Below are 19,727 nucleotides of genomic sequence, written 5' to 3' on the forward strand. Positions count from 1 at the left end.
TGCTAGCATACTTGTGGCTTAGTTCGCGCCACTCACTACTGGAATATTCATGGAGGACCAATCACTTGCCAGCATACTTGCGGCTTTGTTCGCGCCACTCGCTGCTGGGATATTCATGGAGGACCAATCATTTGCCAGCATGCTTGCGGCTTAGTTTGCGCCACTCGCTGCTGGGGTATTCATGGAGGAACAATCACTTGCTAGCATACTTGCGGCTTAGTTCGTGCCACTCGCTGCTGGAATGTTCGTGGAGGATCAATCATTTGCTAGCATACTTGTGGCTTAGTTCGCGCCACTCGCTGCTGGGATATTCATGGAGGACCAATCATTTGCTAGCATACTTGTGGCTTAGTTGGCGCCACTCGCTGCTGGGGTATTCATGGAGGACCAATCATTTGCTAACATACTGTGCTTTTCCCAGCAAAAAGAAAGATAAGTTTCTTAATGACCGCTTTGGGATAAAAAGCCCCCAACCCCTCTCCAAGAGGAAAAGGGTTGGGGGGTAGGCGTTTTTCACTCCTTGTTCGAAGTGATAAGCTTATTGTAATCCGTTTCGCGACTAGGAATAACCCATGTCCAGTTGTTTTTCTCGTTGGGCTTTATGGTAACGGCGAAAGCAGAGTGGAAACTGCCGCCATCGGCAAACGTACGCCTTACGATGGGCAAGTTCCAACGCTTATAGTCGAACCAGTCGAAACCCTCGCCCCATAGCTCGATGCGACGATAGCGGCGCACTTCGGCCAACAGTTCGTCGCCTGTCTTGGTGCAGGTGTAGGCCGTATCGCGTTCCGAAGTTTTGTTCAGAACCACAAGCAAGGCCTGCGCCTCAGCCTCTTTCCCCAGATGACAATTGGCCTCGGCCTCGGTAAGATACATTTCGGCCGCGCGGAACAAGGGAATCTCTCCCACCCCAGGATTACTTACGGCCTGCATCTTAAACTGCATATAGGCATAGATGCGGCTGGTGCTGTACAGTTTCTTTTTGTAAACGCGCTTTGCATAAGCGGTCATCCACTTACCTGCAAGTCCACTAGACGTGTTAAACGTCATTGTGTCGGGGTTGAGGAACATGGCGCGGCGCACATCGGTGGTGGGGATAGAGTCGTACAACGCTTTGCTGATGGCACAAGGATAGTTACGCGCAGCTGCCGCATTAGAATTGCTTCCTTGGAAGGCGAAGAACTGGAAATAATGCAACGTTTCTTGCGCATTGCTGTAAACACTCCAAATCCATTCTTTATTGGGCGCATTAAAACCACCGTTAACGTATTGGGCGTTGTTCATCAGCGTGTAGTTAGCACGTGCGGATGCAGCATGGCTGGCTGCCGTTGCCCAGTCTTCGCGCGTCAGTGCAGCCCTTGCATAGATGGCATGAGCCACGTCTGCATTTACGGCATAGTTCTCGTCTTCGGCCCTATTAAGCTTAGATTCGGCGTAAAGTGCTAAGGCATCGTCGAGGTCTTGATATATGCGCGCATAGGTTTCGGCCAATGTAGAAACCGCCATGTTGCCCGTACTCTCGTCTAAACGCAGCACAACGCCCCTACTAGCCCCGTTGTTGCTGTCGGCCCAACGCTTGGAATAGAGTTGTGACAAGCGGAAGAAACAATAAGCGCGGAACGTTAACGCCTGCGCTTTGAGGAAACGTTTCTCGTTGTCGGGACCTGTTGCCGCATCAACATGGCTGATAATGGCATTGGCATTGCCCAAAATCTTGTAGTAATAATACCACGGATAATGGTCGTATATGCTGGTGGAGTTTTCAACGAAGTCGAGGTTGGTCATCTGTAACCATAACGTAAAGTCGCATTTTTGGAAATCATTTCCATGAAGATTGCCGTATTGGGTAAGTATTGTGCCCTCTCCGTTCATTCCCTGCGTTTTAAGATACTGGGTACTCATCATCTTGCTAAGGCCGTTAACAGCCATAGCGATGTTGTTTGTGTTAGAGAGAATCAGTCGTTTTTCGGCGTTGTTGCTCTCGGTATCGAGGTAATTTTCGCTGCATGCACCCAATGTAAGTGCTGCTAAAAGGGCGTAAACATATAATAATGTAGCTTTCATACGAATTGTTTTTATATGGGGAAAAGAACTAGAACTTAACTTCGAGGCCCACGATGAACACGCGTGGCGTTACGGCATAGTTGTCGAGCATGCCGCTAAAAGCCTGCTGCGGATTAAGTCCGCGGCGCGAAGAAAGCGACAGCAGGTTCTCGGCAGAGAAACTCAGGCGCACGTTGTCGAGGTCGATGGCGCGCACCCACTTTTGGGGTAGCTGGTAACTCAGGTTGACGTTTTTCACAACGAAGTAGTTTCCGTTGGTTATCCACCGCGAGGAAACGGCATTGTTGTCCTTGTTTTTGCTGCTGTTTATCTGCGGTGTGCCACCATACCAAATACGATCGGCCGAGGTAGCGGTCATCCCCGCGGGAGTTTCGCGCCACGAGTTGAGGATGTCGGCACTGTAATTAGACGGGCCAGTGCTGGTTGACATCAGCGACGAGTAAGTGCTGTCGTACACCTTACCGCCCAAAGCGTAGGTGCAAAGGGCAGAGAAGGCCAGCGACTTCCACTTCACCGTGGTGGTAAAGCTGCCGTACATCTTGGGAATGGCCGAGCCATGAAACTCGCGCTGTGCGTATGTGGTGCCGTTTACGAAGTACTGGCCGTTTATCTCGGTAACGTTAGCGGTGATGTCTGTACCGCTGGTGTTGCCAACCACGGTGCCATCGGCGCGAGTATAGTAATTGTTGTCGGTGTTAATCTTATAGAGCGAGTTACCCGTAAGTTGGTCTACACCCACAAATGTGTAGGTAAAGAACTCGTAACGGCTGCGGCCCTCCACGATTTTGTAAGCGCCAGAGAGTATGCCGTCCTTGTTTTGTTCGGGCAAAGAGACGACCTTGTTCTTGATGAACGAGGCGTTGGTGGCGAAATTCACCGTCCAATTCTTGTTCTTATAGATGTCTACATCGGTGTTTATCTCGAAACCTTGGTTCTCAATTGTTCCCAGATTTCGCGTTATCGAAGGCAAGGACTCGTCTGAATCGGTGGCTCCTGCCGACTGCGGCATGTACACATCGAAGAGTAAGTCGCGGTTGCGGCGGTTGAAATACTCAACGCTGAGGTTCCATCTGTTGAACAGTCGCGCGTCGACGCCAAGGCCAAACGATGCGCCCGTTTCCCATTTCAGCTCGTCGTTGCCTATCTGGGTGAGGTAGAATGCGCCCTTGTTGTTGTTTTGGGCAGCCCCGTAGAACGTTAGGTACGAGTACAAGCCCGACCCGGCATCGTTACCAACAAGTCCATAGTCGGCACGAAGTTTCAGGCTGTTCACCCATTTCACGGGTTTCATGAAGTTCTCGCGCGACACCATCCAGCTAGCGCCCACGCTACCGAAGTTGCCCCAACGCACAGCTCGTGCAAAGCGCGAAGAACCATCGCGGCGGAAAGAAACTTCTGCCGTGTACTTGTCGTCGTAGTTATAGCGCACGCGCCCCAAATAGCTTTCCGTGGCATAGTCTTCTTCGTAACCGCTAAGCGAGGTGATGGCACTGAAGTTAGAGAAGTTTTCTTGGCCAGGAACTTTTATGTTGGCCTTGCGCCCATGCGTGTATTTATGATACCAATAATAGTTTTCGTGCCCCAACAAGGCACTAACGGTATGCTTGTCGAACTCGCGGTTCCAGTTTAGTTGTTGTTGGAAGTTGTATTCCCTATATCGGTCGAGCCTTTGGGTTGCGCGTCCGTTATTGCCCTTACCGTTGCCAATGGTGGGGTTGTCGTAAGTGTCGTTAACGTTGTTGCGCATGCTGGTTTGCCCTTTAAGGGTAAAGGTAAAGTGCTTTAAGAACTTAAAATCGGTGTAGAACGTTGCCTCAAGCGTGTTGCGCACGGTTCTGTCTTTGTCCAATTCGTTCTCCCAAGCCACGTGGCGGTCGCCAAATTGGTTTCGGGTAAGCACCACTTGCCCGTTGTCGTCGGTGTAGCTGCCCGGGTCGTACTGCAAGTTGCCCAGCGCATCCGTTCGATACGAGCCGTCGGCATTGTGCAAATGCACGGGGTAGATGGGCGCAATGGTACGGCTGAACATGAAGGGATTTTTGAAACTTTCGGACCCATTGTCGGCCAAGTTGCTCTTTTGATACGACCCATTGAGGCTAAACCCAGTTGTGAACCACTTCTTTGGGCGCAAATTCATGTTGGCCCGACCTGTGAGTCGTTTAAAATCGGAGCCTACAACGTAGCCGTTCTCTTTGAGATAGCCCACCGAGAAATAGTAATCGCTCTTCTCGTTGGCGGCATTGGCGCTAAGGCTGTACTCTTGACGTGCGCCTCGGCGTATGGTTGCATCGTACCAGTCGAGGTCGCCGGCATATCCAGGCAGGATTTGCGCATCGGCCACCAGTTTTCCGTTAGCATCGAACAGGGCATCGTTGGCCTTATTAAAGATGTTGAGGTACAAGGCATCGGCAATGAGGTTTTTCGAGGCATACTCGCCAGCCTCGGCAGCAGATGCCTTCTTATCGGTCATCCGCGAGTTGCGCAGGTTTAGCCAACTCACCTCCATAAACTCACGCGGGTTGAGCAACTTGTATTCGGGAATGCCGCGCGTATATGTGCCCTGACTAACGCGGAGGTTAACAGACAACTTGTTGCTTTTGCCTTTTTTGGTGGTGATAAGTATCACGCCGTTAGATGCACGATTGCCATAGAGCGCACTCGATGCGGCATCCTTCAACACCGTCATGCTCTCGATGTCGGCAGGGTTTAGTTCGAAGATGTCGCCCGAAAAGGGTACGCCATCCAACACATACAGCGGAGCAGCACTGCCGTTGACGGTTCCGAAACCACGAATGCGCACAGCGGGGTTGCTGCCCGGTTGGCCGTAGGTGCTGTTTATCTGCACGCCCGACGTAGTTCCCTCCAATGCAGAGGTAACACTTGATACGGGGCGCAACTCGATATGCTCGGTGCCCACCTGCGACACGGCACCCGTAAGCGTGGACTTTTTGGCCGAACCATAGGCCACCTGCACCACAACCTCGTCTAACGAACGGGCATCGGGTTCGAGATAGATGTTCATTTCGGGCTTGATGGTCACCGTTTGCGATTTCATTCCCACATACGATACCACCACGCTACGGGCAGAATTAGGCACGTTTGTTAACGTAAACTTGCCGTTGATGTCGGTTGCAGCACCAATTTTAGTGCCAGTGGCCATCACCGTTGCGCCCAAAACGGGTTCGCGGTCGTCGGCCGTGAAAACATAACCTGTGACTGTTTGTTGTGCGAATGCACTGAGTGTGCAGATAACCAAAAGGGCCATCAGCAATACGTGTCGCTGTTTCATAAAGCGTGAGAAAAAATAATTGTACATTAAAATGTTGAATGCGTAACCGTTATCCAAATGTATTTGACGATGCGCCCCACTTAATAAAGACGCAACAAAAAGGGGAATTTGCCGTATAAACGAATTTGTGTGTGGCAATCGCTTGCCTTTGAATTTAAATCATTTCCTATTCTGATAAAACGTAAACCAATTGTTCGTAGCGGCTGCACGGTCACCTCTGATGAGCCGTTGCTTGCAACATGGCATAGCTGAATGCAATTGGAGCCGCTCCGCTAACCCTAAATAAAATCGGGTGCAAAGGTATTTAAAAAAGTCTGAAACAAGCCTTACGAAGTTATATTTTTAATATTTTAGGGGCTAAAAACAAGCTATTTGCTCATTTTTAGCCCCTAAAAGCATCTTTATTCAATCTATATTGGGCGTTTTTTTACACCGCATAAGGCTGAACGTTATTGGTTCTTTCGCCTATTGTGGTAACTAACCAGCCCAGGAATAATGTCTGTTTCGATACGGGCAGGCACAAAATTAAACTCGGAAGAGACCTCGCGCAGCAGGTGTTCCCACGTTGTGGCCACCTTACCCATAAAGTAAACGGGCTGCGATTGGAAGTCGTATTGTATCAGATTGCGGCGTATAAAACTGCGGAAACTTTCGGAAACGAGGTCGCGCACATAGGGATGGCTGGGCCGTTCGGCCAAGAAATTACTCACCGTGGCCAAATAATAATGCGGCAGGGGTTCGTTATACACCTTCTCCATCATCTCGGATGGCGTGGTATTGTTCTTGTACAGGAAGTCGACTACCAACTCTTCGGGTGCCAATCGTTTAAGCACGTCCGACAGGAACGCCTTTCCCATAGCCGACCCGCTACCTTCGTCGCCAAGGATGAACCCGCCCGGGTGCACGTTCTTCACAATATCTTCGCCGTTGTAAAAGCACGAATTGCTGCCTGTATCAAGGATGCAGGCAATGCCGGGCTTGTCTAGACACATGCCGCGAGCTGCTGCCAGCAAGTCGCTCTCAACGAAAGTGGGCGTCTTGAACTGCGAAATGATAGACGTACTCACCACTTTCTTTTTCGATTCGTTGCTGCATCCAGCGCCATAATAATAAATTTTTTGCAGTTTTCTGTGAAAATACTCCTCAGGCAAGCCCAGCCTTACACTTCTACTAATCTCCTTTCGCGTTTGGAAATAGGGGTTAAGTCCCTCTGTTCGTGCCTTTTCCACAATCTTTCCATCCTCAACAAACACCCAATCGGTGTGTCGCGAGCCGCTTACTACAATCAATGTCATCATATCTTTCGTGTCGTATATAGGTTTATAGCCATGCCCACGGCATGCGGTTCGTTTCTATTCTGAAAACACTTTTAGGTTTTATATGCACAAAGTTACATCTTTATTTCCACCACGCCATGCTTTTTTGTATAAAAAATGCAGGGTGAATGCAAACAAGTGGCATCAGGATGAGGGGCTAATAGGGATTACAAAGCGGAGGAACGTACGCCCCGAAATGGGTTACACCTATTTAATAATATGGTTTAATAATACACGCGAGAGATGATACTAGTGGTTTGCACAGGTACTACAAAGCCCCTTGTACCGGCATTACAAGGGGCTTGTACGGAGGCTACAAGATGCTTGTAGTGCGACTACAAAAGACTTGTAGCCGCACTACAAATAGTTTTTAGCAGACACCTTTACGGCAAAATGCGGTTTACAAACAAAAAATTAAACCATCCTTTTTTTGCCTACACCGTGTCTAGAACAGCCTGCAAAGGCCTTATTGCCTTGCTAACCGCCCCCTTATTTTAGCTTGCTAACAAGCTTTTGGGTATCGCTGGCGATAACCAGTTCCTCGTCGGTGGGGATAACGCACACCGTAACCTTCGAGTCGGGCGTAGAGATAATGGCCTCTTTGCCACGAACCTTGTTGGCCTCGGCATCCATCTTAATGCCCAGGAACTCTAATCCGCTGCAAGCATCAAGGCGTGTACCCGTTTGGTTTTCGCCTACACCGGCCGTCCAAACGATGATATCCACACCGCCCATAGCGGCAGCGTATGCACCAATGTATTTCTTAATGCGATAGTTGTACATGTCTAAGGCCAGCTTAGCGCGCTTGTTGCCCTCTTCGGCTGCGCTTTCAATCTCGCGCATGTCCGACGAAATGCCCGTGATACCCAACACGCCGCTTTGCTTGTTGAGGAATTCGGCCATCTCTTGTGGCTGCATTCCCGTCTTTTCCATGAGGTATGTAACGGCCGAAGGGTCGATGTCGCCCGAACGCGAGCCCATCATCAAGCCTTCGAGCGGCGTCAGTCCCATAGACGTATCAACGCATTTGCCGAACTTAACGGCAGCCATGCTGGCTCCGTTGCCGATGTGGCAGGGAATGATGCGTTGGGTTTTAATGTCGCGACCAAGGAAATCGCACACGCGTTGAGACACGTAACGATGACTGGTGCCGTGGAAACCGTAACGACGAACGTGGTAGTCTTCATAGAACTTATAAGGAACGGCGTAGAGGAAAGCGTGTTCGGGCATGGTGCTATGGAAGGCATTATCGAACACAACCACTTGCGGCGTGGTAGGCATGAGCGCATCTACAGCCCTGAGTCCACGCAGGTGACCCGCGTTGTGCACGGGTGCAAGGTCGCAAAGGTCTTCTATTCCCTGCTCCACCTCGGGGGTAACGATGCAGCTATCGTTGAACTTATCGCCACCTTGCACGATGCGATGGCCCACGGCATCAATTTCGCTCAGGTCGTTAATGGCGCCTATCTCCTTGTCGAGAAGGGTTTGGAAAACGAAGTTCACGCCCTCCTTATGGTCGGGCATGTCGTGCATAATCACCTTTTTCTCGCCGTTTGGGAGCGTTAGTTTCAGGAAAGCCTCGTCAAGTCCAATGCGTTCAACACCTCCTTGTGCCAAAACCGACTTGTCGTCCATGTTGTAGAGCTTGTACTTAATGGACGAGCTGCCACAGTTTAATACCAAGATTTTCATTCTTATATATCGTTGTTTTTTTATTTATCGGAGGGTATAGCGCATGCTTTGGCCTTGGCGTCTTGTGCCTGACAAGCAGTGATGGCCACCATGTAATAGATGTCGTCTACCGAGCAACCGCGACTCAAATCGTTCACTGGGCGTGCTATGCCCTGCAAAATAGGGCCAATGGCCTGGGCGTTTCCTAGGCGTTGCACCAGCTTGTAGCTAATGTTCCCCACTTCGAGGTTGGGCACCACCAGCACATTGGCATTGCCTGCGATGGCACTTCCAGGCGCTTTCTTCTGTCCAACGGATGGAACCAGCGCGGCATCGGCCTGCAATTCGCCGTCGATACGCAGGTCGGGGGCCATGGCTTTGGCCAATCGGGTGGCCTCAACCACCTTGTCTACCACTTCATGGCTGGCACTACCCTTGGTAGAGAAACTCAACATGGCCACACGTGGGTCTTTAAATCCCGCCACGCAACGCGCCGTTGCAGCGGTGCACACGGCTATTTGGGCCAGCTGTCCGGCATCGGGCATGGGCGTAACGGCCACATCGCCCATCACCACCACGCCGTCTTCGCCATACTCCTTCTGGTCGGTTACGAGCAGCATGGCACCGCTTATGCAAGTAACGCCCGGTTCGCATTTGATGATTTGCAATGCGGGGCGAAGGGTTTCGCCCGTTGTGCTGAGTGCGCCAGACACTTGTCCGTCGGCCCTGTTGGTTTTAATGAGCATGCAACCAAGGTAAAGATTGTTCTTTACCAGTTCGCGAGCCTGTGCCAAGGTCATGCCCTTCTTCTTGCGAAGTTCGGCCAACAGTTGGGCCAGCTCTTCGCTGTTGGGATTGTTTTCGGGGTCGATGATGGTTGCCTTGTCGATGTTTACAAGTCCACGAGCCTCTGCCAGTTTGTGAATTTCAGAGGGATTGCCAATGAGAATGATGTCGGCGATGTCGTCGGCCAATGCTCTGTCGGCAGCACGAAGTGTGCGTTCTTCGCTAGCTTCGGGCAAAACGATGCGCTGCTTGTCGCTCTTGGCGCGTTCTATGATTTGGTGTAATAGGTTCATTATTGTCTACCTTATTTTTTAAGAAGTTATCTTTATGTTACGTTGATTGGCTATATGCACAATGCAAAAGTAACAAAAATATGTGGGATAGCCTTTGTCCGACAAATAAAATTTGATAATTTTGTGCCGTGGCACAATTAAAGCGCATCCTCATGGCAAATCCTGCCACAAACGGAAGCAGCCGAACAGGTGCCCCAAAGCACGCCACACACCAGCAACCAACAAAAGGCTATGATAAAATTCAAAGACTTGTCAACGGGCGATCGCCAACTCATCCAAAGCTACACGCTATGGGGCGAACGCCAAAACTGCGACCTCTCGTTTGCCAACCTCATCAGTTGGAAGTTCCTTTACAACACACAGTTCGCCATCGTAGACGAATACTTGGTGTTTAGGTTCCACTTCAATCGCCACTTGGCCTACATGATGCCCGTGGCAAAACCACAGCTGCAAGACGACGGAACGTATAAGGTGAAACCCTGCGACGAATGTTCAATCAATGTGATAAAGGCCATCAGAGACGACTCCATCGCCATGGGGCATCCCTTTTTGCTGATGGGCGTTTGCCATTACATGCGCGACCTAATCGAAATGCGCTTTCCCGACACCTTCGAAATAAAGCCCAACAGAGATTCGGCCGACTACATCTATACGCGCGAAAAGCTGATTAACCTGTCGGGAAAGAAGCTGCAAAGCAAGCGCAACCACATCAACAAGTTTAAAAGCCTTTACCCACATTATATATATAAGGAGCTTACGCCCGACCTCATCCCACAATGTCTGGCCTTGGAAAAGCAATGGCGAAGTGTGTCGAAAGACGATAACGACGAGCAGGACCTAGACGAAGAGCTCTCGGTTGAACTGCGTTCGATGACCCGCGCCTTCAACCGATGGGACAGATTGGGGCTTACGGGCGGCACCATTTGGGTAGACAACAAGCTGGTAGCCTTCACCTTTGGCTGTCCCATCAACCAAAACACCTTCGACGTGTGCGTTGAGAAGGCCGACGTAAACTACGAAGGGGCCTTCACCATCATCAACCAAGAGTTTGTGAAACACCTGCCCGAACAATATTACTACATCAATCGCGAAGAGGATATGGGCGACGAAGGCCTGCGAAGGGCAAAAGAATCGTACAAGCCCGATATTCTTTTGGAAAAGAACAGCGTGATGGAGAAACACCCCTTGGCACTGTTCGAAGACGTGAACCGCATCAAAGAAGAGACGCGCGAGCTGTGGAAACTGGTGTTTGGCGACTCGGAAAAGTTCATGGACCTGTACTTCTCGCGCGTGTTCAGACCCAAATACAACATCGTTTGCCAAATAGACAATCGCGTGGTGGCGGCTCTTCAAACCCTGCCTTACAACCTGTTGTATCACGGACAGGAGGTGAAGACGGCCTACATCAGCGGCGTTAGCACCCATCCCGACTACCGACAGCAGGGCGTGGCCGACAACCTCATGCGGCAAGCACACTTCGACCTTTATTATAAAGATACGGTTTTCGCCGCGCTCATCCCTGCCGAAGAATGGCTCTTCGACTGGTATGGCAAGTGCGGATATGCCAAACAGATAACCTGCACGCCGCCCCCAGAAGGCGCAGAGAGCATGGATTTCGCCACATTCGACCAATGGCAACGCGCCAAGGCCTGCATTTTGCTACACGATGCCGAGGCTTTCGACGTGGCAAAAGAAGACATCAGGCTTGCAGGCGACCAATACCAACGTCCCGAAAACGATGTGTCAGGCATGATTCGCGTGGTGAACGCCAAGCGCGCACTGCAACTTTACTTGCAGCAACACCCCGAAACAAACACCGTGGTACGTGTGGAAGACGACCACGACATACCGATGAACAACGCCTATTACATCGTGGCGAATGGCAAAGTGAAGAAGACAGACGAGCCAGATGCCAACGCCACAAGGCTGCGCATCGAGCAATTGGCCGACTTTATCTTTGGGGAAGAACGGGCAGAAATGAACCTCATGCTCAATTAAACCGCCCCTTTGCTGTGGGTTTGTGGAGAGCTGTGCGTGCGTTTCAACTTGTTCGTTCCAACCTGCGATTGCCTTTCAACTTGTAAGCATTGCGGCCATATAGCACAAAGAGCAGACAAACACAAGGGCGAAAACGCTTGAACAATGTCAAAACGCACACAGAAAGGGTGTCTGTTAAAAAATCATTATTCCGTAAATTACCCCTGCAAACAACGCCGTGGGTTAAAACAAAAAAACTAAATTTGCACTTAGAACTCATTCTCAAATAATTAATTATCAAACTATGAAAGTTCATGAATATCAGGCAAAAGGTATTTTTGCAAGTTATGGCGTGCCAGTAGACAACAGCATTCTATGCAAAACGCCCCAAGAGGCAGTAGAGGCTTTCAAGAAACTTGGCACAGAACGATGCGTGGTTAAGGCGCAAGTGCACACCGGCGGACGCGGAAAGGCGGGCGGAGTGAAACTTGCCAGCAACGAGGCCGAAGTACTTCAGCATGCCACAAGCATTCTGGGGATGGACATCAAGGGCTTCACCGTAGACCGCATATTGGTGGGCGAGGCCGTGAACATCGCCGCCGAGTATTATGTGAGCATCGTTATCGACCGCAAATCGAAAGGTGCCATACTCATGCTCAGCCGCGAAGGTGGTATGGATATCGAGGCTGTGGCGAAAGAAACGCCAGAGAAAATCTTTAAGATTGCCATCGACCCATCCGTGGGACTTACCGATTTCAAGGCTCGCGAGGCCGCTTTCAAGCTCTTCGACGACATGGCACAGGTGAAACAAGCCGTGCCCTTGTTCCAGAAGTTGTACAAGCTATTCGTGGAAAAAGACGCATCGCTAGCCGAAATTAACCCGCTGGTGCTAACCAAAGACGGGCAACTGAAAGCCATCGACGCAAAGATGACCTTCGACAACAACGCCCTTTACCGTCATCCCGACATCTTCGCGATGTTCGAACCCACAGCCGACGAGAAGAAGGAACAAGAAGCTAAGGACAAAGGATTTAGCTATGTGAACCTAGGAGGCGAAATAGGATGTATGGTTAACGGCGCAGGACTGGCCATGGCCACGATGGACATGATTAAGCTTTACGGCGGAAACCCAGCCAACTTCCTCGACATCGGCGGCAGCTCGAACCCCCAAAAGATTGTTGAGGCGATGAAACTGTTGCTCGCCGACAAGCACGTGCGCGTGGTACTCATCAACATCTTCGGCGGAATAACGCGCTGCGACGACGTTGCCCAAGGACTTATCGAGGCTTTCAAGGAGCTGAAAACCGACATGCCCATCGTTATCAGGCTGACGGGAACCAACGAGAAAGAAGGTCGCGAGCTGCTGAAAGGCACCAAGTTCATCGTGGCAGAGACAATGGCCGAGGCCGGTAAGAAAGCCGTTGCGGCCGCTGGTTATTAACCCAAGCCAACAACGCACAGCGGAAACACCCCCAAAGTGCACAAAAAATATAGTAGTGAACAATACACTCACAAACTAAAAACATCCTAAAATGAGTATTCTAATCAACAAAAATACAAGGCTCATCGTGCAAGGCATCACGGGCCGCGACGGTGGTTTCCATGCCACCAAGATGAAAGCGTATGGCACTAACGTCGTTGGAGGCACCTCGCCAGGCAAGGCAGGGCAAGAAGTGAGCGGCATTCCCGTATTCAACACCGTGCGCGATGCCGTTGAAGCCACGCAAGCCAACACCTCCGTTATCTTCGTTCCCGCAGCTTTCGCCAAAGATGCAATGATGGAAGCCGCCGATGCAGGCATCCAACTCATCATCTGCATTACAGAGGGCGTGCCCACATTAGACGTGGTTCAGGCCTACAACTACATCCGCCAGAAGGGTGCTAAGCTCATCGGCCCCAACTGTCCCGGACTTATCTCGCCCGAAGAGAGCATGGTTGGCATCATGCCCACCAACATTTTCAAGAAAGGCGGCACGGGAGTTATCAGCCGAAGTGGAACGCTAACCTACGAAGTGGTGTATAATCTCACCCAAAACGGCATGGGACAAAGCACCGCTGTGGGCGTAGGCGGCGACCCCATCGTTGGACTTTACTTCCAAGACTTGCTCGAAATGTTCGAGAACGACCCCGAAACCGACAGCATCGCCATTATCGGAGAGATTGGCGGAGATGCCGAAGAGCGAGCCGCCGAATACATTAAGGCACACGTAACCAAGCCTGTTGCCGCCTTCATTTCGGGCAGAGAAGCCCCCAAAGGCAAGCAGATGGGCCACGCTGGTGCCATCATATCGAGCGGAAGTGGCACGGCAAAAGAAAAAGTTGCCGCTTTCGAGGCTGCCGGAATACCCGTGGCAAGGGAAACAAGCGAGATTCCCATGCTGCTTAAAAAGCAACTGGAAGCAAAACGTTAACAAGCTTATCGTGGGGTAGCTAGGGTGGCTAGCCGGTCTAGCCCCCTACCCTCCCCACAAACTAATCTCATCTCGCCTTATTTAGCCAACAACCCAACAGTAACACATCACCAGAGAATTGGAAAAACAAACATGAGTAAACGTATCAAAGTAATTAAATGTCCACATTGCGGAAGCACAAAGGTGAAGGAAACACGCCCCGACTATTACCAATGCGAAGCATGCTCCACCGACTTCTTCCTTGATAACGACGACATCAACATCAACCACCGTTACATTGCCCCCAACAGCACCCCCTTCCAAATAAGCAAAAACAAATTTTTGCTGATGGTGTTCGGCATTGCATGTCTCATATTCCTACCCACCGTCATCGTCAAATGCCTTAGCAGTTCCACTTCCTCTTCATCGTCTGGCCTGTTTTCCAGCACCCCCAAAGAAGAAGAAGAACGTTTCAACACCGAGCACATAATGCCCTTCGTCGCCAAAGACGGACGGGCGGTTGTAGCCCTTTTCGGCACCATCAAAAAGGGAGATTACCGCAATGAAAAGACCGATTACCTGATGCGGGTGTTCGACATGAAGAAAGACAAAAAGATAAAAGAGCAACGTCTGCCCGTAGATAAGCTTAACGACGTGCAATCTCGAACCTTCAGCAACGGTTGGATAAACGTGGTTATCAACAAGAGTACGTGGTACACCATAGACCCAAGCTCGTTCGAACTGAAAGAGATGACGCTCTACAAGAGCATTCCCGAGCTACAAGATGGTTTCGCCAGCATAGAACTAATTGATCAATACGACGACTCGGAGGGCTTCAAGGTGATGACTAACCTCGGCAAAGAACGTTACTACCTGCCACTCATAGCCAAGGTCTACACGAAGGAGGAACATTACGATGCCTGTGAAGCCAAGCTCCCCAACCCCACCATTGAAACGGCTTTCAGATTTTCCAAACCAACCACCGAGTATCCCGAACAACAAATTCAATTGGTGAAATACACGCACTACGTACAAGAGGGTTACCCCAAAACAGACTATTGGTCATTTGGATGGTGCAGGGATTTTCGTGGAAAGTCGGGCATCTTCTTCGGAAACGCAGGCTCGGTAAAAGCCTTCATCAGTACATACAGTCGCCAAGTTGCGCGTCTCATCAACTATTCCGACTTCACACCCAATGCCATCTACTTCTCGCCAAAAGTGATTTGGTTCGACAAATCACAACTCTTTATACGCTATAAACCCACAGCCAAAGAAGACGCCGAATACATTTACCAATTGTTAGACGCCAACACGGCCCAACGTAAGTGGTCGATAAAGGCCCCAGCCGAACTCGACGACGACAACATACACTACTGTGTGCGCTCATCCGAAGGGTTCCTCATATCCAACTACCGCTGCGTTTGGTTCCTGGGCAACAACGGCAAGACCATTACCGTAAAGAAATTCTAGGCACATTTCATTATTAAAAACCATTTCGTTACACATATTATTATATATATACATCATGGGCATAACCAATATCTTTCGCAACCAACTCTCGGCCGTAATTCAATGGAACGCCGACAAGCAACACCTTCTTTGGTACAAATATCCGTCTAAAACCGACGAGATAAAGAACGCCAGCAAACTGATAGTGGGGCCTGGACAAGGCGCAGTGCTGGTTTACGAAGGCAAGATTGTAGACGTTTTGACCGAAGAAGGCACCTTCAACCTCAAAACCGACAACCACCCCTTCTTCACCACGCTTGTAAACATGCGCCAAAACTTTGAAAGCGAACACAAGCTGAACATCTACTTCTTTCGCAAGGCGCAAGTAACAAACCAACAATGGGGCACTGCATCGCCCGTGAAATTCATTGACGCGCAATACGATATACCCGTAGAAATGGGCGCCAACGGAACCTTCTCTTACCAAATAAGCGATGTTGAACACTTCTTCACCAACATCGTTGGCACACGAACCGAGGTTGACAACGAGGAGATACGCGAACTGATGCTAGGGCGTTTGGCGCAAAACATCGTCACAACCATCCACAAATTGGGCTATTCGTACAACCAGATTGACGGACACCTCACCGAAATAGGCCAAGAACTAGCCAACCTGCTCAAGGAAGAAACGCAGAAATTGGGTTTCACCCTCACCGACTTCCGCGTCGACGGAACACTATTCGACGAACAAACACAAGAGCGAATAGGCAGAATTGCCGACGTTACAGCCGATGCAAAAGCCGCGCAAGCAGGCGGACTTACCTACACCGAGCTTGAAAAACTACGTGCCTTGCGCGATGCCGCACGCAATGAAGGCGGACTGGCAGGCAGCGGCGTACAAATGGGTGTTGGGTTAGAGATGGGCAGACAGATGGGAGCCGCTAGCCAATTGATGAACGAACGCAACACGCCTGGCGACGACTTGTCGCGCCGACTGGCTCGCCTGCGCCTACTAAGAGACGAAAACGTGATTACCGACGCCGACTACGAAGCGAAGAAACGCGAACTGCTCAACGAGATTTAAGCCGCCTTCGCACGCTTTCGCCAGCAACATTGCGACGCGCCAACTTACAAACTCGTCAACTCGTTAACTGGTCAACAGTTCAACTCGTCAACTGGCGAACTTGTCAACCCGTCAACTGGCAAACTCGTTAACCGGTCAACTGGTTAACTCGTCAACTTATATTCCCCCCACATAAACTCATCAAACAATGAAATACATCAAAGCCATAACATGGAGCATCGTGCTACTTATCGTGCTCGTTGCTCTCTTTGCCGTCATCAAGATATGGGGCATCACCCTGCCCGAAGGTTGGAACATGTCTGTTGATACCCTCATCAACATCATCATCACCGTTGGTGTCGCCGACTTCCTACTCATCCTCCTCCTCATCTTCATCCCCTTCGCAACACATGGTTCGCAAAAGGAATACGATGAAAACAGCGGAAAGGTAGCCCAAAGAAAGAAAGAGTAAGCCGTGCTTTTCACCCAATAACCAGCCCCGCTCCCTCACCGTATATAATAGAGCGCGGGGTTGGTCTATACTACTTTCTGATGTAAAACATCAATAACTATTTGCCATGCGCTTTTACGTTTAGCTAGGCTACGTACAAGAGGTATGAATTCAAGCTGCTAGCTATGGCATTGTTAATCACGTGTGGAAATAATGATAGCTAGCTGCCCCACAACGCCTTTGTGCTATAGCCTAAATACATATTGGTGCTCTATCCTTCGATATTCGAAACCTAAGCCTTCTATTCTGGGACATTCGATAGAAGCTCCTTCTCCAGGCGTTTCCTTAGCCTCAATCGCCAAATACCTTGCAAATGGACGACAGAATTTTAATATTAATTGTAACCAGGTTTGGACTGGTTTAATGGTGTAGGCCATCAAACAAATCCTTCTAGTATATTCATTAAGTTTTCCTGAAATGGAGGGGACTTCAACTAGCGTGCTTAGGCTTTGGAAAAGTTGGTCTTCACACTTCTCAAACTTCCCTCCTTTATATAGAGGCTTGTTAGTGGTTTTGTGGGTTATTGGCTTTTTTAAATTGGCTCGTGAACCTAGGGCAGAAGTAATTTCTAGCAACACAACAGTCTTAGGCGTTGTGGTGTGATACAGCAAATAGTCGCACTTCTTACGCCCCTTTTTGAAAGAACGCGGTTTGGCGCATTGATTGATAAAGTCTTCATAGTGAACTATTTCAAGTTCACCATTGTCATTATGAAAAGATGCTTTCCCCTTTCCAAGTGTTTTCAGACTGATAGGCGAGCCTTCATCGTCAAGGTCGAAGTCAACATCTATTATACTCAAGCAATCAATTGCTATGGTAGAAGTTACTCCATAGTGTTTCAGAAAATCATTCTCTAGTAGCTGTTTCATATTGCTCATATTCTTCATATATTCGATCTAAGGGTTCCGACAGGTATTCGGGATTAATGAGGTGTGCATTTCGCACTTTCAGGTCGCGCACTTCACCGTCTTTCACTGCCCAGACAGATAGCTCATCCCAATTTAATGCGGCTAATCCCTTTACACCCACATCAAATCGTTTGACCAACAGATTTAGTTTGTTTAAAATATAGGGGCTGTGGGTGGTAATTGTACAATGGTGTTTCTTTTCTCCGTTACACAGTTCAACCACTAAATCCAGCAAATCCATCTGTGTTGAAGGGTACAAATTCTGCTCAGGCTCTTCAATTATAAAAGAAGTTTTATGCGGAACCATTAGCCTTGAAAAAGTCGAAAGTATTTTAGTGCTAAGCAACTGGGTTTGTAGATACTCTATAAAATTCTTTATGCCTACTTCATGTGCCAAGTTTGGTTGCTCTTCATATTTTAAGTTGTTTTTTTCTTTGTTCTTATTAAACTCGTTAAGCAAGCTTTCTACCGCATTTTTTAATTTCGTATCAGTAGCAAAAGACTTCTTTTCGTTGTATGAACGAAAATATTCGTCAGTGTAATATTGAAGCATAACCAATAAGGGCGTGAGCGATTGCAAACCACTAGATGCCGACGACAGCGCAATTTGGTAAGCTTGACCATCTACCTGCTCAATTCTGTCTTTCTGTCGCGGTTGCTCTGAGTCATAAAAATACTTCATACCCAAATTAAGAACATCCGTTTTATTTCCCGCAACAAAAAACTCTCTAGCGTTAAACCAATCGAACAAGAAACTTCTAAGGTTTGTATGCCCGAACTCAAAGCCCTGCAATTCGGGTAAGGTCGCTATATTACGTTCTGAGGGAATATAGCAGATTTTCTCTCTATGATAATCTTCGTTCTCTTTACGAGTAATCTTTATATCCTTATTATTGTACAAAATAGATATGAAGTCGGTGTCGTATTGCACAAATGAGCTGTCTCCAAAATAGCTCTCAATCTTATGAAAGCTTTCCACCAGTCGCACAAATGCAGCACCATCTGCTATCGCCTTGTCGTTAAGTGTGGTGAGTACTTCCTTTTCCAGCCACATACAGCTACTAAGAATCTTAGCAACAGTGCTTTTACCGCTGCTTTGTGGGCCGATAAAGAAATTAAACCTGTTTAATTTAATATGTACTTGCCTAATTGCGCCAACATTCTTAATCACCAACTGCTTCATGTCAATATGTTTACTAAGATATATTTGCAATGCAAATTTACAAAATAATCGTGATTTATATACTAGTATATATATTTTTTTTCGGGTTTATAAAGGAATATATAGGATAAATTCATACATGAAATGCGCTTACAACAGCTTTGACACAACGCTCCCAAGCTGAAAGGAATGAAACGCTATACAGCATACATACTAATCCTTCCAATGAATATAAGAAAGGGAGAAAAGTCTAGGCGGCTTTAACTTGTAAACTTGTCAGCCAATATACTGCACGCCCCATCCACTTGTCCACGGCTTAACCCAATAAGTCTGTGAACTACGCCAATCATCACCTATCCCTCCTGACTTGTCAATTCGCCAATTCGTCAACTCACAAACTAACAACGTCATCAACTCATCAACTCAAAAACTCATCAACTCGAGATCTTAAATTATTAATTTTTATTTTACAATACCGTTCTATTTTTCACGCCGTCCTAGCGAAAATACAGGTTGAAAAGTAGGCAAATAACTACCATTTATTACCTTTCACGCCTTTTGTTTTGTCCATTTCCAAGAACATAAGCCGCATTTTGCACCATTTTGCCTTTCTAGTTTGGTTGCCAACTCGTAAATTCTCAAGCCCAATTACCCACTTTTAGCCCCTAAAATTCCACTTTTTAACGGCCATTTTGCCCTTTTCAGCCATATTTTTAATGGCGAACAAAGGTTATATTCATACCATAGCCGTGCATTTTTATGCTTTTCGCGTTGCATTTGGCACCATTTTGCACTGCATTTTGCACCATTTTGACTTGCGTTTAGCACCAAAACGCACTGCGTTTAGC

At 48.6% G+C, this 19,727-nt stretch carries 13 protein-coding genes; 6 read left to right on the forward strand and 7 right to left on the reverse strand.

The annotated features are described in order from the left end of the window. Window positions 1-513: 513 nt before the first annotated feature. From HMPREF2955_RS11560 to pta, 5 genes are all read right to left on the reverse strand, one after another. Window positions 514-2,064: a RagB/SusD family nutrient uptake outer membrane protein gene (locus HMPREF2955_RS11560; RefSeq protein ID WP_070723624.1), complete on the reverse strand. Its 1,551-nt coding sequence runs from the start codon at window positions 2,062-2,064 to the stop codon at window positions 514-516. A gap of 28 nt (window positions 2,065-2,092) precedes the next feature. Beyond that, window positions 2,093-5,353 (reverse strand): SusC/RagA family TonB-linked outer membrane protein, encoded by a 3,261-nt coding sequence (locus HMPREF2955_RS11565; RefSeq protein WP_070723625.1) that lies wholly within the window; start codon window positions 5,351-5,353, stop codon window positions 2,093-2,095. A 449-nt stretch (window positions 5,354-5,802) separates the two neighbouring features. Beyond that, window positions 5,803-6,648: a hypothetical protein gene (locus tag HMPREF2955_RS11570; RefSeq protein ID WP_009230942.1), complete on the reverse strand. Its 846-nt coding sequence runs from the start codon at window positions 6,646-6,648 to the stop codon at window positions 5,803-5,805. A 510-nt stretch (window positions 6,649-7,158) separates the two neighbouring features. Continuing rightward, a complete protein-coding gene (locus tag HMPREF2955_RS11575) occupies window positions 7,159-8,361 on the reverse strand; it encodes an acetate kinase (RefSeq protein ID WP_070723626.1) in 1,203 nt (400 codons plus the stop codon). A 20-nt stretch (window positions 8,362-8,381) separates the two neighbouring features. After that, window positions 8,382-9,419 (reverse strand): phosphate acetyltransferase, encoded by a 1,038-nt coding sequence (gene pta / locus HMPREF2955_RS11580; RefSeq protein ID WP_070723627.1) that lies wholly within the window; start codon window positions 9,417-9,419, stop codon window positions 8,382-8,384. 231 nt (window positions 9,420-9,650) lie between these two features. Between pta and HMPREF2955_RS11585 the strand changes: the two genes are divergently transcribed. The 6 genes from HMPREF2955_RS11585 (at window position 9,651) to HMPREF2955_RS11610 (ending at window position 16,770) form a co-directional block, all read left to right on the forward strand. After that, window positions 9,651-11,417, forward strand: a complete 1,767-nt coding sequence (locus tag HMPREF2955_RS11585) for a GNAT family N-acetyltransferase (RefSeq protein WP_070723661.1) — start codon at window positions 9,651-9,653, stop codon at window positions 11,415-11,417. Between the two features lie 283 nt (window positions 11,418-11,700). After that, on the forward strand, window positions 11,701-12,837 hold the full coding sequence (sucC, locus tag HMPREF2955_RS11590) for an ADP-forming succinate--CoA ligase subunit beta (RefSeq protein WP_070723628.1): 1,137 nt from the start codon (window positions 11,701-11,703) through the stop codon (window positions 12,835-12,837). A 91-nt stretch (window positions 12,838-12,928) separates the two neighbouring features. Then, window positions 12,929-13,807 carry a succinate--CoA ligase subunit alpha gene (gene sucD, locus HMPREF2955_RS11595; RefSeq protein ID WP_070723629.1) on the forward strand — a complete coding sequence of 293 codons (879 nt, stop codon included), beginning with the start codon at window positions 12,929-12,931 and terminating at the stop codon, window positions 13,805-13,807. A 132-nt stretch (window positions 13,808-13,939) separates the two neighbouring features. Further along, window positions 13,940-15,256, forward strand: a complete 1,317-nt coding sequence (locus tag HMPREF2955_RS11600) for a hypothetical protein (protein WP_070723630.1) — start codon at window positions 13,940-13,942, stop codon at window positions 15,254-15,256. Window positions 15,257-15,311: 55 nt separating this feature from the next. Next, a complete protein-coding gene (locus HMPREF2955_RS11605) occupies window positions 15,312-16,319 on the forward strand; it encodes an SPFH domain-containing protein (RefSeq protein ID WP_070723631.1) in 1,008 nt (335 codons plus the stop codon). A gap of 187 nt (window positions 16,320-16,506) precedes the next feature. Further along, window positions 16,507-16,770, forward strand: a complete 264-nt coding sequence (locus HMPREF2955_RS11610) for a hypothetical protein (protein ID WP_019186699.1) — start codon at window positions 16,507-16,509, stop codon at window positions 16,768-16,770. A gap of 224 nt (window positions 16,771-16,994) precedes the next feature. Here HMPREF2955_RS11610 and HMPREF2955_RS11615 read toward each other — a convergent pair whose 3' ends face one another. Both HMPREF2955_RS11615 and HMPREF2955_RS11620 read right to left on the reverse strand, forming a co-directional pair. Further along, window positions 16,995-17,678 (reverse strand): hypothetical protein, encoded by a 684-nt coding sequence (locus HMPREF2955_RS11615; RefSeq protein WP_019186698.1) that lies wholly within the window; start codon window positions 17,676-17,678, stop codon window positions 16,995-16,997. Further along, window positions 17,656-18,900, reverse strand: coding sequence for an ATP-binding protein (locus HMPREF2955_RS11620; RefSeq protein ID WP_070723632.1), 1,245 nt, complete (start codon window positions 18,898-18,900; stop codon window positions 17,656-17,658). Before HMPREF2955_RS11620 ends, HMPREF2955_RS11615 begins: the two co-directional genes overlap by 23 nt. Window positions 18,901-19,727: the final 827 nt, after the last annotated feature.

Origin of the sequence: Prevotella sp. HMSC073D09 (assembly GCF_001814145.1) — a bacterium.
GTDB classification, from domain to species: Bacteria; Bacteroidota; Bacteroidia; order Bacteroidales; family Bacteroidaceae; genus Prevotella; species Prevotella conceptionensis.